Origin of the sequence: Trinickia caryophylli (assembly GCF_034424545.1) — a bacterium.
In the GTDB taxonomy this organism is placed as follows: domain Bacteria; phylum Pseudomonadota; class Gammaproteobacteria; order Burkholderiales; family Burkholderiaceae; genus Trinickia; species Trinickia caryophylli.
In genome coordinates, this window is sequence record NZ_CP139971.1 from 1,256,072 (window position 1) to 1,268,799 (window position 12,728).

Annotated in this window: 14 protein-coding genes; 1 reads left to right on the plus strand and 13 read right to left on the minus strand. The window is 61.7% G+C overall.

The features are described from left to right. Positions 1 to 456: 456 nt before the first annotated feature. On the plus strand, positions 457 to 1,044 hold the full coding sequence (locus U0034_RS24820) for a TetR/AcrR family transcriptional regulator (protein ID WP_085230662.1): 588 nt from the start codon (positions 457 to 459) through the stop codon (positions 1,042 to 1,044). 206 nt (positions 1,045 to 1,250) lie between these two features. Here U0034_RS24820 and U0034_RS24825 read toward each other — a convergent pair whose 3' ends face one another. From U0034_RS24825 to accC, 13 genes are all read right to left on the minus strand, one after another. Next, entirely contained in the window at positions 1,251 to 2,006 is a 756-nt protein-coding gene (locus tag U0034_RS24825) for a glucose 1-dehydrogenase (RefSeq protein ID WP_085230707.1), read from the minus strand. 19 nt (positions 2,007 to 2,025) lie between these two features. Continuing rightward, positions 2,026 to 2,565 carry a gluconokinase gene (locus U0034_RS24830; RefSeq protein WP_233212090.1) on the minus strand — a complete coding sequence of 180 codons (540 nt, stop codon included), beginning with the start codon at positions 2,563 to 2,565 and terminating at the stop codon, positions 2,026 to 2,028. Between the two features lie 112 nt (positions 2,566 to 2,677). Further along, a complete protein-coding gene (locus U0034_RS24835) occupies positions 2,678 to 3,583 on the minus strand; it encodes a transporter substrate-binding domain-containing protein (RefSeq protein ID WP_233212089.1) in 906 nt (301 codons plus the stop codon). Positions 3,584 to 3,611: 28 nt separating this feature from the next. Continuing rightward, entirely contained in the window at positions 3,612 to 4,340 is a 729-nt protein-coding gene (locus U0034_RS24840; protein WP_085230659.1) for an amino acid ABC transporter ATP-binding protein, read from the minus strand. Between the two features lie 27 nt (positions 4,341 to 4,367). Next, positions 4,368 to 5,117 (minus strand): amino acid ABC transporter permease, encoded by a 750-nt coding sequence (locus tag U0034_RS24845; protein ID WP_085230658.1) that lies wholly within the window; start codon positions 5,115 to 5,117, stop codon positions 4,368 to 4,370. A 1-nt stretch (position 5,118) separates the two neighbouring features. Next, on the minus strand, positions 5,119 to 5,820 hold the full coding sequence (locus U0034_RS24850; RefSeq protein ID WP_085230706.1) for an amino acid ABC transporter permease: 702 nt from the start codon (positions 5,818 to 5,820) through the stop codon (positions 5,119 to 5,121). Between the two features lie 342 nt (positions 5,821 to 6,162). Then, positions 6,163 to 7,173: a 2-hydroxyacid dehydrogenase gene (locus U0034_RS24855; RefSeq protein ID WP_085230657.1), complete on the minus strand. Its 1,011-nt coding sequence runs from the start codon at positions 7,171 to 7,173 to the stop codon at positions 6,163 to 6,165. A 243-nt stretch (positions 7,174 to 7,416) separates the two neighbouring features. After that, the gene (locus U0034_RS24860; protein ID WP_085230656.1) at positions 7,417 to 8,175 is read right to left on the minus strand and encodes an SDR family oxidoreductase; all 759 of its coding nucleotides are present in this window, start codon (positions 8,173 to 8,175) and stop codon (positions 7,417 to 7,419) included. Positions 8,176 to 8,346: 171 nt separating this feature from the next. Further along, on the minus strand, positions 8,347 to 9,114 hold the full coding sequence (locus U0034_RS24865; protein ID WP_085230655.1) for a LamB/YcsF family protein: 768 nt from the start codon (positions 9,112 to 9,114) through the stop codon (positions 8,347 to 8,349). 26 nt (positions 9,115 to 9,140) lie between these two features. After that, entirely contained in the window at positions 9,141 to 9,611 is a 471-nt protein-coding gene (locus U0034_RS24870) for an acetyl-CoA carboxylase biotin carboxyl carrier protein (protein WP_085230654.1), read from the minus strand. Between the two features lie 3 nt (positions 9,612 to 9,614). Further along, positions 9,615 to 10,622: a 5-oxoprolinase subunit C family protein gene (locus U0034_RS24875; protein WP_085230653.1), complete on the minus strand. Its 1,008-nt coding sequence runs from the start codon at positions 10,620 to 10,622 to the stop codon at positions 9,615 to 9,617. Beyond that, a complete protein-coding gene (gene pxpB / locus U0034_RS24880) occupies positions 10,619 to 11,290 on the minus strand; it encodes a 5-oxoprolinase subunit PxpB (RefSeq protein ID WP_233212088.1) in 672 nt (223 codons plus the stop codon). Before pxpB ends, U0034_RS24875 begins: the two co-directional genes overlap by 4 nt. Before the next feature lie 83 nt (positions 11,291 to 11,373). Beyond that, entirely contained in the window at positions 11,374 to 12,726 is a 1,353-nt protein-coding gene (gene accC / locus U0034_RS24885) for an acetyl-CoA carboxylase biotin carboxylase subunit (protein ID WP_085230651.1), read from the minus strand. Between the last annotated feature and the right edge of the window lie 2 nt (positions 12,727 to 12,728).

Below are 12,728 nucleotides of genomic sequence, written 5' to 3' on the forward strand. Positions count from 1 at the left end.
TTTGGCGAGCATCTCGGCAACTCATGCAGCAAAAGATGGACGAGCCCGAAGAATGCGTGGTGTCGAACCTCTGGCAACGGGTAAAAGCCGGTTAGATCGACATGGCCGGCGCAGTGCAAGCGGACGTCATCCGATTGACTGCACTGCGTGATACATAGGGCAACCTGATCTCGCAGGGGACCGTGTTATTGGTCGCAAACCACAGCCAGACGACACTGATGCGCGAAATCGACGATCAGAAGGTCAAGGCGAGTGGCCGTGGATGTCAGCGCTGGCATCCTGAAAACAGGAAAACCACTACCCGCAATCTGGCAACATTGGCGTCGCGTCGCGGCAATTCGACCAGTTGATCGATAGGATTTCCAGGGCGGTTCATCTGATAAGCTTGCGGTTTTCACACGAACGTTCCCACGGAGTACAGTTCGTGCGGATGGACCCCACGTCTCACAGGAACACATGGATAATCCCACTCGTTCGGCGCAATCCCGAAACGCGGCCATTCAGGCCGCACTGGCAATCCTCACAAAAGATGGGCCCGCGGCATTGACCTTTGACGCACTGTCGCGCGAGAGCGGAATCAGTAAAGGCGGTTTGTTGCATCAGTTTCGTAATAAAACTGCCATCCTCAAAGCCTTGCTTGCTCACCAACAAGAATATTTTGAGTCCTTTGCCAACAGTTTTCTGTCTACGAAGGGGAGCGCGCTTCCTGAACCAACACTGTCGTGCCAGATCGCGGTGACGCGAGAGTCGATCAATCAACCGAACTCAGTCGCGAGAGCCATTCTGGCAGCCCTCGTGGAGGATCCAAACCTGCTAAGTGAAATCAGCAGTCAGGACTCGGCAAACACGCGGAAAATCCGAAGCGAAGCCAAAGATCCCGACATCGCTCTCCTGCGTCTCTTTGCGGCGCGCGGCCTAGCGTACACCACGCTGTTGGGGCTCAATCCCCTCTCAGAGAGACAGCGGGAGCGTCTGTTTAAGGTCTTGTTGGACGATGATCGATGGAGCTCACATACTTCCTCGGACACCGACAGGGAGCGTTGACTCCATCGCATTGCATTACCGATAGCGCACAAAAGAGAGGCGGACGAAAATCCGCGCTGCCTGGGGGCTGCCTCCGTTTGAGCATTTTTTTCAACCCGCCGAAGGAGCGGCGACATGTGTGACCGGATGCTCGCGCATGTCACCCCAAGAGCGGCTCCATCAAACCTCGGACACTCGCAACACACGGAGGCGCCCCAACTGCTACGCTATAGCGTAGCGGTCACGCCGCCGTCCACGTAAAGTACGTGTCCATTTACGAAGTTGGAAGCGCTGCTAGCCAGGAACACCGCCGCGCCGACGAGATCTTCCACATCGCCCCAACGGCGCGACGGCGTACGGCCGATCAGCCACTTGCTGAAGGTCGCGTCCTTGACGAGCGCCTCGGTCAACTCGGTCTTGAAGTAGCCCGGACCGAGACCATTCACCTGGATGCCATGTTGACCCCAGTCGATTGCCATGCCTTTCGTCAGCATCTTCACGGCACCCTTGCTCGCGGTGTAGGCCGCAATGTTGGGACGGCCGAGTTCGCTTTGCACCGAACAGATGTTGATGATCTTGCCGCGTTGCCGCTCGATCATATGGCGTGCCACCGCCTGTCCGACCAGAAACACGCTGTCGACGTTGGTCTTCATCAGTTCCTGCCACTGCTCGTGGGAAAACTGTTCGAGCGGCGCGCGACGCTGCATGCCCGCGTTGTTGACGAGAACGTCGATTGCGCCGATTTCGCGCTCGATGTTGGCGATCGCCTTTTGCACGTCGTCTGCCGATGTCACGTCGAAACTCGCGGAGTGGACAGTGGCGCCCTCGTCACGCATACGGCTGACCGCCTCGGCAAGGCGCGCCTCGCTGCGACCGTTCAGAATGATTTCGGCCCCCGCGCCGGCCAATCCTTTCGCAAGCGCGTAACCGATTCCGGTACTCGATCCCGTGACCAGAGCACAACGCCCCGACAGATCGAACATGTTCAGATTGCTGTCCAAGTCAACCTCTCCTTGATTCTATTTCTTCCGATTTCCATGGCGCTTCGGCGGGACTGCTCAACCATTGCATGACCTCTGTCAGGTTGCAAGCGCAGTCTCGCGACGCGAAAAGATGCAGCACACCAGCCTCGCCCACAGGCGGCTCGAGCGTATCGAACTGATCGGCGACCAGCGTCGCGGGAAACTCATGATCGGTGCGTCCCGCCACACGCGCAATCGCGACCGACAGGGAAATGTCGAGAAATACGAAGCGTAGCCCGGCGACACGCGCGCGCAACCGCTCGCGGTAGCCCCGCTTCAATGCCGAACAGGACAGCACGACGGCGCCTTGACTCGCGTCCATCTTCGCGGCGAGACGATCCAGCCATGGCTCGCGATCACTGTCGCACAAGGCGATTCCGCGGCACATCTTGTCGCGGCATTGCGCCGAATGGTGCTCGTCCCCTTCGATGAAAACGCCCGCCAGTGCAAGCGCCAATTCGCGCGCGAGCGTCGATTTGCCCGAGCCCGACACGCCCATCACCACTATCTTATCTGTCACGTTGCACAATCCAGCCACGTTGTTCCGGCTGACGATCGGCCGGATCGCACCGGCCACTCAACAGGCACGGTGCGTCGCGCAAGGCGCACCGCAACGTCGCACGCTTTTCGCTTCAGGACACCGGCGTGAACTTGAGCTGGTTGATCGGTGTGACCTTGTCTGTGCGAGTCAGACCGTAAGGCGTCTTCGGTCCGAGCCACTTGTTGAAGATCGTGCTCATCTCGCCGCTCTGTTCCAGCGTAGCGAGCGCCTTGTTGACCGCGCTCAGCATGGCCGGCTCGTTCTGCCGCAGGCCGACCGCTATCGGCTCGATCAGCATCGGCTCCGACGCGATCGCCACCGCGCCGTCCGTGCCGTCCACCTGCTTGGCGATCTTCGTGGCGGTCATCTGGTTGGTCACGAAGCCCTTCACCTTGTTCTGCTCGAGTGCGAGAAACGCCGAACTGGTATCGTGGAAAGTGACCGCCTGGCCATCCTTGATCGAAATCGGAATCGACTGCGCGGACGTCGAGCCGTCGGCGGCGCTGATCTTTTGCCCCGTGAAATCAGCCAGTTTCTTGCTGGCGTCGGCCTTCTTCACAACCAGAACTTCTTTGGTGGAATAGTACGAATCGCTGAAGGCAATCTGCGTGGCGCGGGTCTTCGTATACGCCAGGTTCGCCACCACGATATCGACGCGCCCCAGCTTCAATTGTGGAATGCGTGCTTCCACCGCCAGCGGCTCCAGCTTCGCCTTCACGCCCAGTTGTTTCGCCACGGCGTTGCAGAGGTCCACGTCCATGCCTTCGAGCTGACGCGTCTGCGCATTTGGATACGAGAACGGCTCCACATTCGAATAGACGCCACAACTCAATTCGCCGTGAGTCTTGATGTCGGCCAATTGATCAGCGTGGGCCGGGGCAATCGACGCAAGCGCGCCGCCAACCACCAGCATCCCCGAGAAAATTTTCTTTGCCTGCATCGTGATGCTCCTGAAGTGTATGTGTAAAGCAACCCATTGCTGATCGAAGGTGGGCAAACTGAACTACCGTGGCGAACCTCTTGCCTCAATGTGTACGAAGGTCGGACAGGAATCGCTGCGCGCGCTCGTACTTCGGACGCAAAAAGAACTCTTCCGGTTCCGCCGTTTCGAGAATCTTCCCTGCATCCATGAACCATACGCGATCGGCGACTTCACGCGCAAAGCCCATTTCGTGCGTGACGCACATCATCGTCATGCCTTCCTGCGCGAGACTCTTCATCACGTTCAGCACTTCGCCGACCATTTCAGGGTCGAGCGCGCTGGTTGGTTCGTCGAATAGCATGGCCGGCGGATCCATCGCCAGTGCTCGCGCAATCGCGACGCGTTGCTGCTGGCCACCGGACAACTGCGGCGGGAACGCCTTGGCCTTGTTCGACAGACCCACGCGCGACAGCAAATCCGCCGCTTTGCGCTCCGCTTCCGCTCGCTTGAGGCCATTCACACGCATCGGCGACAGCGTGATGTTGTCCAGCACGGACAAATGTGGAAACAGGTTGAACTGCTGGAACACGAAACCGACGCGGCTACGGTATGCATTCAGACCCAGCTTCTTGTCATGAATGTCCTGACCATCGAAAAAGATCTGGCCGCGGTTGATCTCCTCGAGCCGGTTGACGGTGCGAATCAAGGTCGACTTGCCGGAACCCGACGGCCCGCACACCACCACCACCTCGCCTTTGCGAACCTCGGCGTTCACATCCACGAGAGCGTGATATTCGCCGTACCATTTGTTGACGCTGGAAAACTTGATCATGCGAAATACCTCGAAATGATTGAACGCCTAGTTCTCGGTGGGCAGCGGATCGGCCAGCGCGACAGCGTCAGCCTTGCGGGTCTTCGCCACGACACCGGCACGCTTGCGGGTCACGCGCCGCTCCAGGTACTGCGCCAACTGCGTCAGCGCATAACAGAGGGCGAAGTAGCTCAAGGCGAGAATCAGGTACACCGGAAACGGCTTCGTCAGCAGCCGGTTGTTAATCTGATCCGCCGCGAAGGAGATCTCCTGCACGTTGATGATGTAGCCGAGCGACGTCTCCTTGATGGTCGACACGAACTGCGTGACCATGCTCGGCACCACGTTGTAGAGCGCTTGCGGCAGGATCACCGCGCGCATGGTCTTCATGTAGCTCATGCCGAGCGCACGCGACGCTTCGGCCTGCCCTTTCGGCAATCCCTCGATGCCCGCACGGATGATCTCGCCGAGATACGCGGAGTCGTAGATCACCAGCGCGCACAGCATCGTGACGAATCCGGTGACCGGATAACCGGTCAGCACGGGCACGAGAAAGTACACCCAGAAGATCACCATCAGCAGCGGAATGCCGCGCACCATGTAGACGAGTCCGGTGGCCGGCGCCCGCAGAAAGCGGAGCGGGCTGATCCGCGCCAGGGCGACCAGAATCCCCAGGGGAAAGGCAATCACGAGTGCCGACAGCGACAACAGTATCGTCAGCACGATGCCGCCTAGCGGCCCATGCGGATACTGCCCGATGAGCAGCAGCGTCCAGTTGTCGCGCAGGATGTCGAACATGTCACTTCACTCCCGGAATGCGGTAGTGCATTGCGATTTTCGCGCCGCCCAGCATGATGACGAGCGACAAACCGAGATACACCACGGTAGCGACGAAATACGATTCGAACGACAGGAAGGTTTCGTTCTCTATCTGCCGTGTCACATACGTCAACTCCGCGGCGCCGATCGCCATGGCGAGACTCGTGTTCTTGAACAGCAGGACCGCGTGATTGACCATCGGCGGAATCGCGTTGCGCAGCGCTTGCGGCAGAATCACGAAGCGCATGCCGTTCAGGAAGTTCAGACCCAACGCGCGCGAGGCTTCGTACTGACCGTAGGAAATCGCGCGCAGCCCGCTGCGAATGTCTTCGCAGAGATAAGCCGCACTGCACAAACCGATCGCGATCACCGCGAAGATGAACTGACCGTTGTAGTGGTTCAGCACCGTTTGCAGCGAGTCCGGCAAGATGTTCGAAATGCCGAAGTACCAGAACAGGATCTGAACCAGCATCGGCACATTGCGATGGTAGGCGACGAACGTCGCGACGAAGGCCGTGGCGATACGATTGTTGGTCAGGCGGATCAGCGTGAGAAGAATGCCCACCACCAGCGAGAGCGCCCACGCCAACGCGGCCATTGCGAGCGTGAGCTCGATCCCGCGAAGGAACAGCGCGCCGTAGTCACCTTGCAGCACTGTCGCCAGATCAAAATGAAGTTTCATGTTGCCCATCCCCATGGCTCGGATCGAAGCGATGACGCCGGTCTGAATCGACCTGCGGCGGCATCGTTATTTCCTGCGGGAGTCGCCGTCAACTCTCGTGTTGAATTGATACTAGCTCGCAAAAAAAGGGCGTTGCAGAGGCCTTTCTTCTGGTGCAATAAGTTTCGGGAATGATGAAGCGGGAGGGTTTCCGGCAGGGGAGCAGGCGTGCAGTTGCATGGTGTTTGTCTCCTGTATGCAGCGCCTCTTTGGACGCCTCATCAGTGGATGCGCGCCTTTTTTCTGGCGCGCACAAATTCTCGTGAAACGGTGCCCGGCGCGGCCTGCCGCGGCGGTCTTCGCTCAGGCAGCCGCGCTTGGGCGAGCCAGCACTTGCGGATTCACTGGCGTCGGCGGCTTGCCGGCCGAGGCGCCGACACCCAGCGCGGCGATCAAATTGTCTGCGCAAAGCGAGGCCATCGCGCGCCGCGTGCTGACGGACGCGCTGCCGATGTGCGGCGTCAGCACCACGTTCTTTTGCGCGAGCAGCGCTGGACAGACCACCGGCTCGCATTCGAATACGTCCAGACCGGCCGCCGCGATGCTGCCTTCGTGAAGCGCCACGGCCAGAGCCGCATCGTCCACTACGCCGCCGCGAGCGATATTGGTCAGCGTGGCTGACGACTTCATCTGCTTGAGTTCCGCCGCGCCGATCGCATGATGCGAGCTGGCCGAATACGGCACCACCACGATCAGGTGATCGGACTCGCGCAGCAGCGTCTCCTTGTCGACGTAGCGGGCCTTGCAGTTCGCTTCGACCTCGGGAGTCAGTTGGGAACGGTTGTGATAGATCACGCGCATGTCGAAACCGAATGCGCCGCGTCGTGCGATGGCCTGGCCGATGCGGCCCATGCCGAGAATGCCGAGCGTCGATCCATGCACGTCGCCCCCGACGAACATGTCGTAGCGCCCGGTCTTGGTCCATTCGCCGGCGCGCAGGAAGCGTTCCGACTCGGTGATGCGCCGCGCCGTTGCCATCATCAGCGCGAAGCCGAAGTCGGCGGTGGTGCCGGTGAGCACGTCGGGCGTATTCGTCACCAGCACGCCGCGCGCCGTGCAGGCTTCCACGTCTACGTTGTTGTAGCCGACGCCGATATTGCACACCGCCTTGAGTTGCGGGCAGGCGTCGAGCAAGGTGGCGTCGATCCGGTCGCTGCCCGCGGTCATGGCGCCCACTTTGCCCTGCAACCGGGCGATCAGTTCCTGCTGCGTCCAGATCGTATCTTCCGGGTTGTCGGTCACGTCGAAGTTCGCGCGCAGGCGATCGACGATATCCGGAAATGACGCACGGGTAACTAGTACCGATGCACGCATGGAAAACCTCCTTGTTGAACTCGGGTGATGTCTCTTGCGCATGGGCCGCTGGCGGCGCGAGAGTCTTAATGGATTTCGCCGTGCGTGCCGACCTCGTGGGTCAGCGCGCTCGATATCTCGCGAATGCAATGGAAGCGCCGCGACGTCGGCATGAAGGTTGGGCGTGCTCGCGCGCGTAGGATCGGGCCGCGCGCCGCCAGCAGCGGCGCCACCGAGCCTGCGCGCGCAGAGGCATGCGTGGCGTTAAGCGTCGTTGCCAGCCGGATCGCGTTTGATCGTGGTCAGCCCACCCGGAACCTGCAGCGTGGGCAGGATTTCCATATTGCTGATGTTGACCGCCAACGGCGCGGCGATCGCGAAGGCGATGGCATCGGCGATATCGGAAGGCAGCGGCAGTTCGAAGCCGTCGATGAACTTCTTACGCGCTTCTTCGATATCGCCATGCACGTGGCCGAAGATATCGGTAGCGACACGGCCCGGGCAGATCTCCGTCACACGCACGCGCCTGCCGGTCGCATCGACGCGCAACTGGCGCGACAGCGCGTGAATACCTGCCTTCGTGGCGCTATAAATGGAGTTGCCGTTGAAGGTATAGATGCCCGCGATCGAGCTGATGTTGACGATATGGCCGCGATCCCGCTCGACCATGCCGGGCATGGTAAGGCGCACGAGATGCAGAACCGCTTGCAGATTCACTTCCACCTGCAAGTCGATATCGTCGGCGCCGGCATCCAGAATCGAACCCTTGGTCGATACGCCCGCATTGTTCACGACGATATCGAACGGCACTTCCTGCGTGAGTTTCGTCAGCGCTTCCAGATCGCGCACGTCGATCGCGTGCGCAATGCAACCGGTGCGTTCCGCCAGCTCATTCAGACGATCGGCGTTGCGGGCAAGCGCATGCACTTCGAGTCCTTCACGGCGGAAGCGCTCGACGATCGCAGCACCCATCCCTGTCGAAGCGCCCGTAACCAGCGCGGTCTTATAGTCTGAAAACGGCATGAATGACCTCTATCTGTAGTTCTGAAATGCCGCACCTTCGAGGCGTGCGACAGGCCTGTTACCAATGTATACGCCGTGAAAACGCGGGGCAAAGACGGATTGGCTTTGTCGCGATAAGACCGGCTTATGGTTGGCCGACGAGCGGGCTAGCATGGGCCGGCAACGCGCCGCCTAGCGCATGAGCTTCGACACCGGCACCACCCGGCCGCCCGCCGATTCGATCACGCCGCGCACCGTGCGCGCGAGGTCGACGGCGCCCGGCGTGTCGCCATGCAGCAGGATCGATTGGACCGGCATCTTGAGCTTGTTGCCGGTAATCGTCGTGATACTGCCCTCTTCGAGCAACGCCTTGACACGCGCCAGCACGGCCGCGCGGTCCTTGATGACCGCGCCTTCGAGCTTACGCGACACCAGCGCACCCTGATCGTCGTAGGCGCGGTCGGCGAGAAACGTATTGGCCGTGCGAACGCCGATGCGATCCGCGGCTCGCTCGATCTTCGTGTTCGTCGAGACGCTGATGATCACATCGCGGTCGAACTCGGCAACCGCCCGCACCAGCGGCTCGGCCAGTTCATACGACGCCGCGGCCATGTTGCCCAACGCGCCGTGAAAGCTCATGTGCGTGACGCGATGCCCCGCCGCTTTTGCAATGCCGGCGAGCGCGCCCATCTGATACACCACATAGTTCGCCAGTTCCAGCGGATCGGCCTGAATCTGCCGGCGGCCGAAACCCATCAGATCGGGGAAGCCCACGTGCGCGCCGACGTCGATCTGGCGCGCCAACGCCATCCGCACGGTCTTGTCCATGATCACGGGGTCGCCCGCATGATAGCCGCACGCGACGTTGGCCGACGACACGATATCGAGCATCGCTTCGTCCTCGCCCATGGTGTACGGTCCAAAGCCTTCACCAAGGTCCGCGTTCAGATCGATTTCCACAATTCACACTCCGTTGTTTGATTGCGCTACGCCGCGGGCGAGAGCTCGAGCAAGGGGGTTCCATACCCGACCGTCGTTCCGTGCGCGGCAAGCGTGCGCGTCACCACGCCGTCAATCGGCGCGGTCACCGGAACGCACAACTGCGCAATCTGCAGCAAGCCTACGATGTCGCCCGGTTTCACCTGAGCACCCGCTTCGACCAGGGGCGTCGAGCGCGCCGGATGCATCGTCAGAAAGATGCCGGCGGAACTGGCGCTCACGTTGACGGTTTGCGGCTGCGCGCTGTTCCTCGACACGCTCGCGTTTGCCGCAGCTGAAACCGCGGGGGCGACGTTTTGCTCCGTCGCGCTTGCATCGGCCGCACACTCGGGCTGCTCCAGCGTCAAACGAACCCTCGTCCCGGGTTTGCTGATTTCGATGAACTCGACACCGACCGCTGCCAGCCACGACGTGATCTGCCGAAGCTCGCCGATATCCACTTCGTTATTTTGGGTCATGTTTCAGTGTCGGGAAGGACGAAAGAGCTCAACGAGATTGCGCACCTTGACGAGATAGGCGTTCAGTTCGTCCAGTGCCGCGACGGCTTCCGGATAGGTCGTCTGAACGAAGCGAATCTTCGTACCGATGCGCGCCTGCGCGAGCCGCCACAAATCTGCTTCGATCACCGTGCCGATCTTCGGATAGCCACCCGAGGGCTGTGCATCCCGCAATTGAATGATCGGCTGTCCGCTATGCGGCACCTGGATCACGCCAGGCACAATCCCGTGCGAGCGTTTCTCGATCGCATGCGTCGCGACCAACGACGGACCGGCGAGGCGATACCCGTAGCGATCGCTCTGCGGCGTCACTTTCCAGCCATCGCGCCAGAACGCTTCCAGTGATTGCGGCTCATAGGAATCGTACTCGGCGGCGGGCAGCACGCGGACCGCGGTTTCGCCCGGCTCGGCGGCGGGAACGGACAACGGCGCCGGCAACGAGTACTCGGGCGGCACGGTGCCGAATCCCGCGGCGTGCACTGCCTCTTTCGACACTGCGCGCTCGGCCGGGTCCACTGCTTTCAGCACATCGCCTTTCTGCAGTTGACGGCCGTTGTAGCCGCCGAACTGACCGCGCAGCTGCGTGCTGCGCGAGCCGAGCACCACCGGCACGTCCACGCCGCCTGCAAGCGAGAGGTAGCAACGCGTACCGCTGGAAGGCACGCCGATAGTCAGCACGTCCCCCTGTTTGGCCTGCACCGTCCACCACGGCAACACCGGCCGCTCGCCTAGGCGCGCCGCGCAATCGGCGCCGGTAATCGCGAAGGCAAGGTCTTCGAGGAAGCGGATGCGAAACGGGAACATCGGAATCTCGATGCCGGCCGCGTCGTCCGGATTGCCGAGCAACAGGTTGCCGACCGCGAGCGCGAGCCGGTCCATCGCGCCGGCCGTGCCGACGCCGTAGCGCAGATAACCTTCGCGCCCCTGGTCCTGCACGGTCGCGAGCGCTGACGAAGACAGTATCTCGATCATGGAACAATCCTCTCGACGCGAAACCGGATCATGTCGCCGGGTGCGAGCGTCGCGGGATTCTCGCGCGCCGGGTCGAAGAACGACATCGACGTATGGCCGATGGTGTTCCAGCCGCTCGGTCCCGCGGATGCCGACACACCCGTCTGCACACCGCCGATCGACACCGCGCCGCCGGGCAAGCCCAGCACCGGCACCTTGCGGCGCGGCGTGGCGATACGCGGATCCATGCCGCCGAGATAGCAATAACCTGGATGGCTGCCGAGCGCATAGACGGTATAGAGCGGCGCGCAGTGCAGTTGCACGACTTCATCGACGGATAGCCCTGTGTGATTCACTACGTCCTGCAGATGCGGCCCGAACTCGCCGCCGTACTCCACCGGCAATTCCACGACCCGTCCGTCGATCTGCAACTCGCCGGCCGCGGCCCATGCGTCGCGCAATGCGGCGTCGAGCGAATCCAGGTCCGCCGGCGGCGTGAAAAACGTCAGCATCAGATTGGTCACGCCGGGCACCGCTTCACGTACGCACGGCCATGTTTCGACCTCGCGCGCGAGCGCCCAGATGCGGCGCTGCGCATGCAGATCGAGTGCGCCCGGTGCTTCGAACAGCATCGCGGTGGTGCCCAGCATGCTGATGCGAAGCAGCTGCTCCGATTCGTCCTGTTTCATTGCAAGGGCAGTCCTGTGTGAATCCGGACGTCGCCGTTCGACGACGTCCGCGTACGCGATCGACGCATGTTCAACGGTCAGCGTCATGTCTGTTTCCTCCTGGCGAGCCAGCGCTCCAGATGATGAATGTCGACCCCGCCTGCGGCGAATCCTTCGTCTTCGAGCATGGCCTGATGCAACGGCACGTTGGTGCGAATGCCTTCGACGCGCATCTCCGAGAGCGCGAGGCGCATGCGCGCCAGTGCCTCGTCACGGGTTGCGCCGTGCGTGATCACCTTGGCGATCAGCGAGTCGTAATAAGGCGGCACGACAGCGCCGCCGCTCATATGCGAGTCCACCCGTACGCCGTTGCCGCCCGGCACTTCCCACACGGAAATCTTGCCCGGACACGGCACGAAGGTGAAGGGGTCTTCGGCATTGATCCGGCATTCCAGTGCGTGCCCTTGCGTGCGAATGTCCGATTGACGAATCGTCAATGCGTGCCCCTGCGCGATGCGAATCTGTTCCCGCACGATGTCGATGCCCGAGGTCATTTCCGTCACGGGATGCTCGACCTGCAAGCGCGTATTCATTTCGATGAAGAAGAACTGATCGTTCTCGAACAGGAATTCGAAGGTGCCGGCGCCGCGGTATTTCGTTTGCCGGCACGCCTCTACGCAACGCTCGCCTACCTGCCGGATCAGTTCCGGATCGATGCCGGGCGCGGGCGCTTCTTCCAATACCTTCTGATGACGCCGTTGCAGCGAGCAGTCGCGCGAACCCAGCCACAGCGCATTGCCGTGCGTATCGCACAAGACCTGTATTTCGACGTGGCGCGGATGCTCGAGAAACTTCTCGACGTAGAGTTCGGGCTTGCCGAAGGCGCGGCGCGCTTCTTCACGCGTCACCGAGACCGCTTCGAGCAACCGTTCGGGACCGGGCACGACGCGCATGCCGCGTCCGCCGCCGCCGCCCGCTGCCTTGACGATCACCGGATAGCCGATTTCTTCGGCGACGCGCAGGATGTCGGTGGGGTCGTCGGGCAAGCCGCCGTCCGGGCCTGGCACGCAAGGTACGCCCGCCGCGCGCATGGCGCGCTTGGCCGCGACCTTGTCGCCCATGGTGCGAATCGAAGCGGGTTCAGGGCCGATGAAGGCCATGCCGGCAGCCTCGACCTGCGATGCGAAATCCGCGTTCTCCGACAGGAAACCGTAACCCGGATGAATCGCTTGCGCGCCGCTCACGTGCGCAGCGAACAGGATCGCGGTCCGGTTCAGATAACTTTGCCCCGGCGACGCAGGGCCGATGCACAGCGCCTCGTCGGCGAGACGCACGTAGCGAGCGTCGGCGTCGGCCTCCGAATGCACGGCGACGGTTTGCAGACCCAGTTCGCGGCAGGCGCGCTGGATTCGAAGCGCGATCTCGCCGCGGTTGGCGATCAGTACTTTATTGAACATGA

Bases quoted from the DNA above. Each gene is read 5' to 3' on its own strand.
- U0034_RS24825 (WP_085230707.1), bottom strand. From the start codon at position 2,006: ATGTTCGATCTGTCGGGGCGTTGTGCTCTGGTCACGGGATCGAGTACC.
- U0034_RS24870 (WP_085230654.1), bottom strand. From the start codon at position 9,611: ATGACCCAAAATAACGAAGTGGATATCGGCGAGCTTCGGCAGATCACG.
- U0034_RS24820 (WP_085230662.1), top strand. From the start codon at position 457: ATGGATAATCCCACTCGTTCGGCGCAATCCCGAAACGCGGCCATTCAG.
- pxpB (WP_233212088.1), bottom strand. From the start codon at position 11,290: ATGAAACAGGACGAATCGGAGCAGCTGCTTCGCATCAGCATGCTGGGC.
- U0034_RS24860 (WP_085230656.1), bottom strand. From the start codon at position 8,175: ATGCCGTTTTCAGACTATAAGACCGCGCTGGTTACGGGCGCTTCGACA.
- U0034_RS24840 (WP_085230659.1), bottom strand. From the start codon at position 4,340: ATGATCAAGTTTTCCAGCGTCAACAAATGGTACGGCGAATATCACGCT.
- accC (WP_085230651.1), bottom strand. From the start codon at position 12,726: ATGTTCAATAAAGTACTGATCGCCAACCGCGGCGAGATCGCGCTTCGA.
- U0034_RS24845 (WP_085230658.1), bottom strand. From the start codon at position 5,117: ATGTTCGACATCCTGCGCGACAACTGGACGCTGCTGCTCATCGGGCAG.
- U0034_RS24850 (WP_085230706.1), bottom strand. From the start codon at position 5,820: ATGAAACTTCATTTTGATCTGGCGACAGTGCTGCAAGGTGACTACGGC.
- U0034_RS24855 (WP_085230657.1), bottom strand. From the start codon at position 7,173: ATGCGTGCATCGGTACTAGTTACCCGTGCGTCATTTCCGGATATCGTC.
- U0034_RS24875 (WP_085230653.1), bottom strand. From the start codon at position 10,622: ATGATCGAGATACTGTCTTCGTCAGCGCTCGCGACCGTGCAGGACCAG.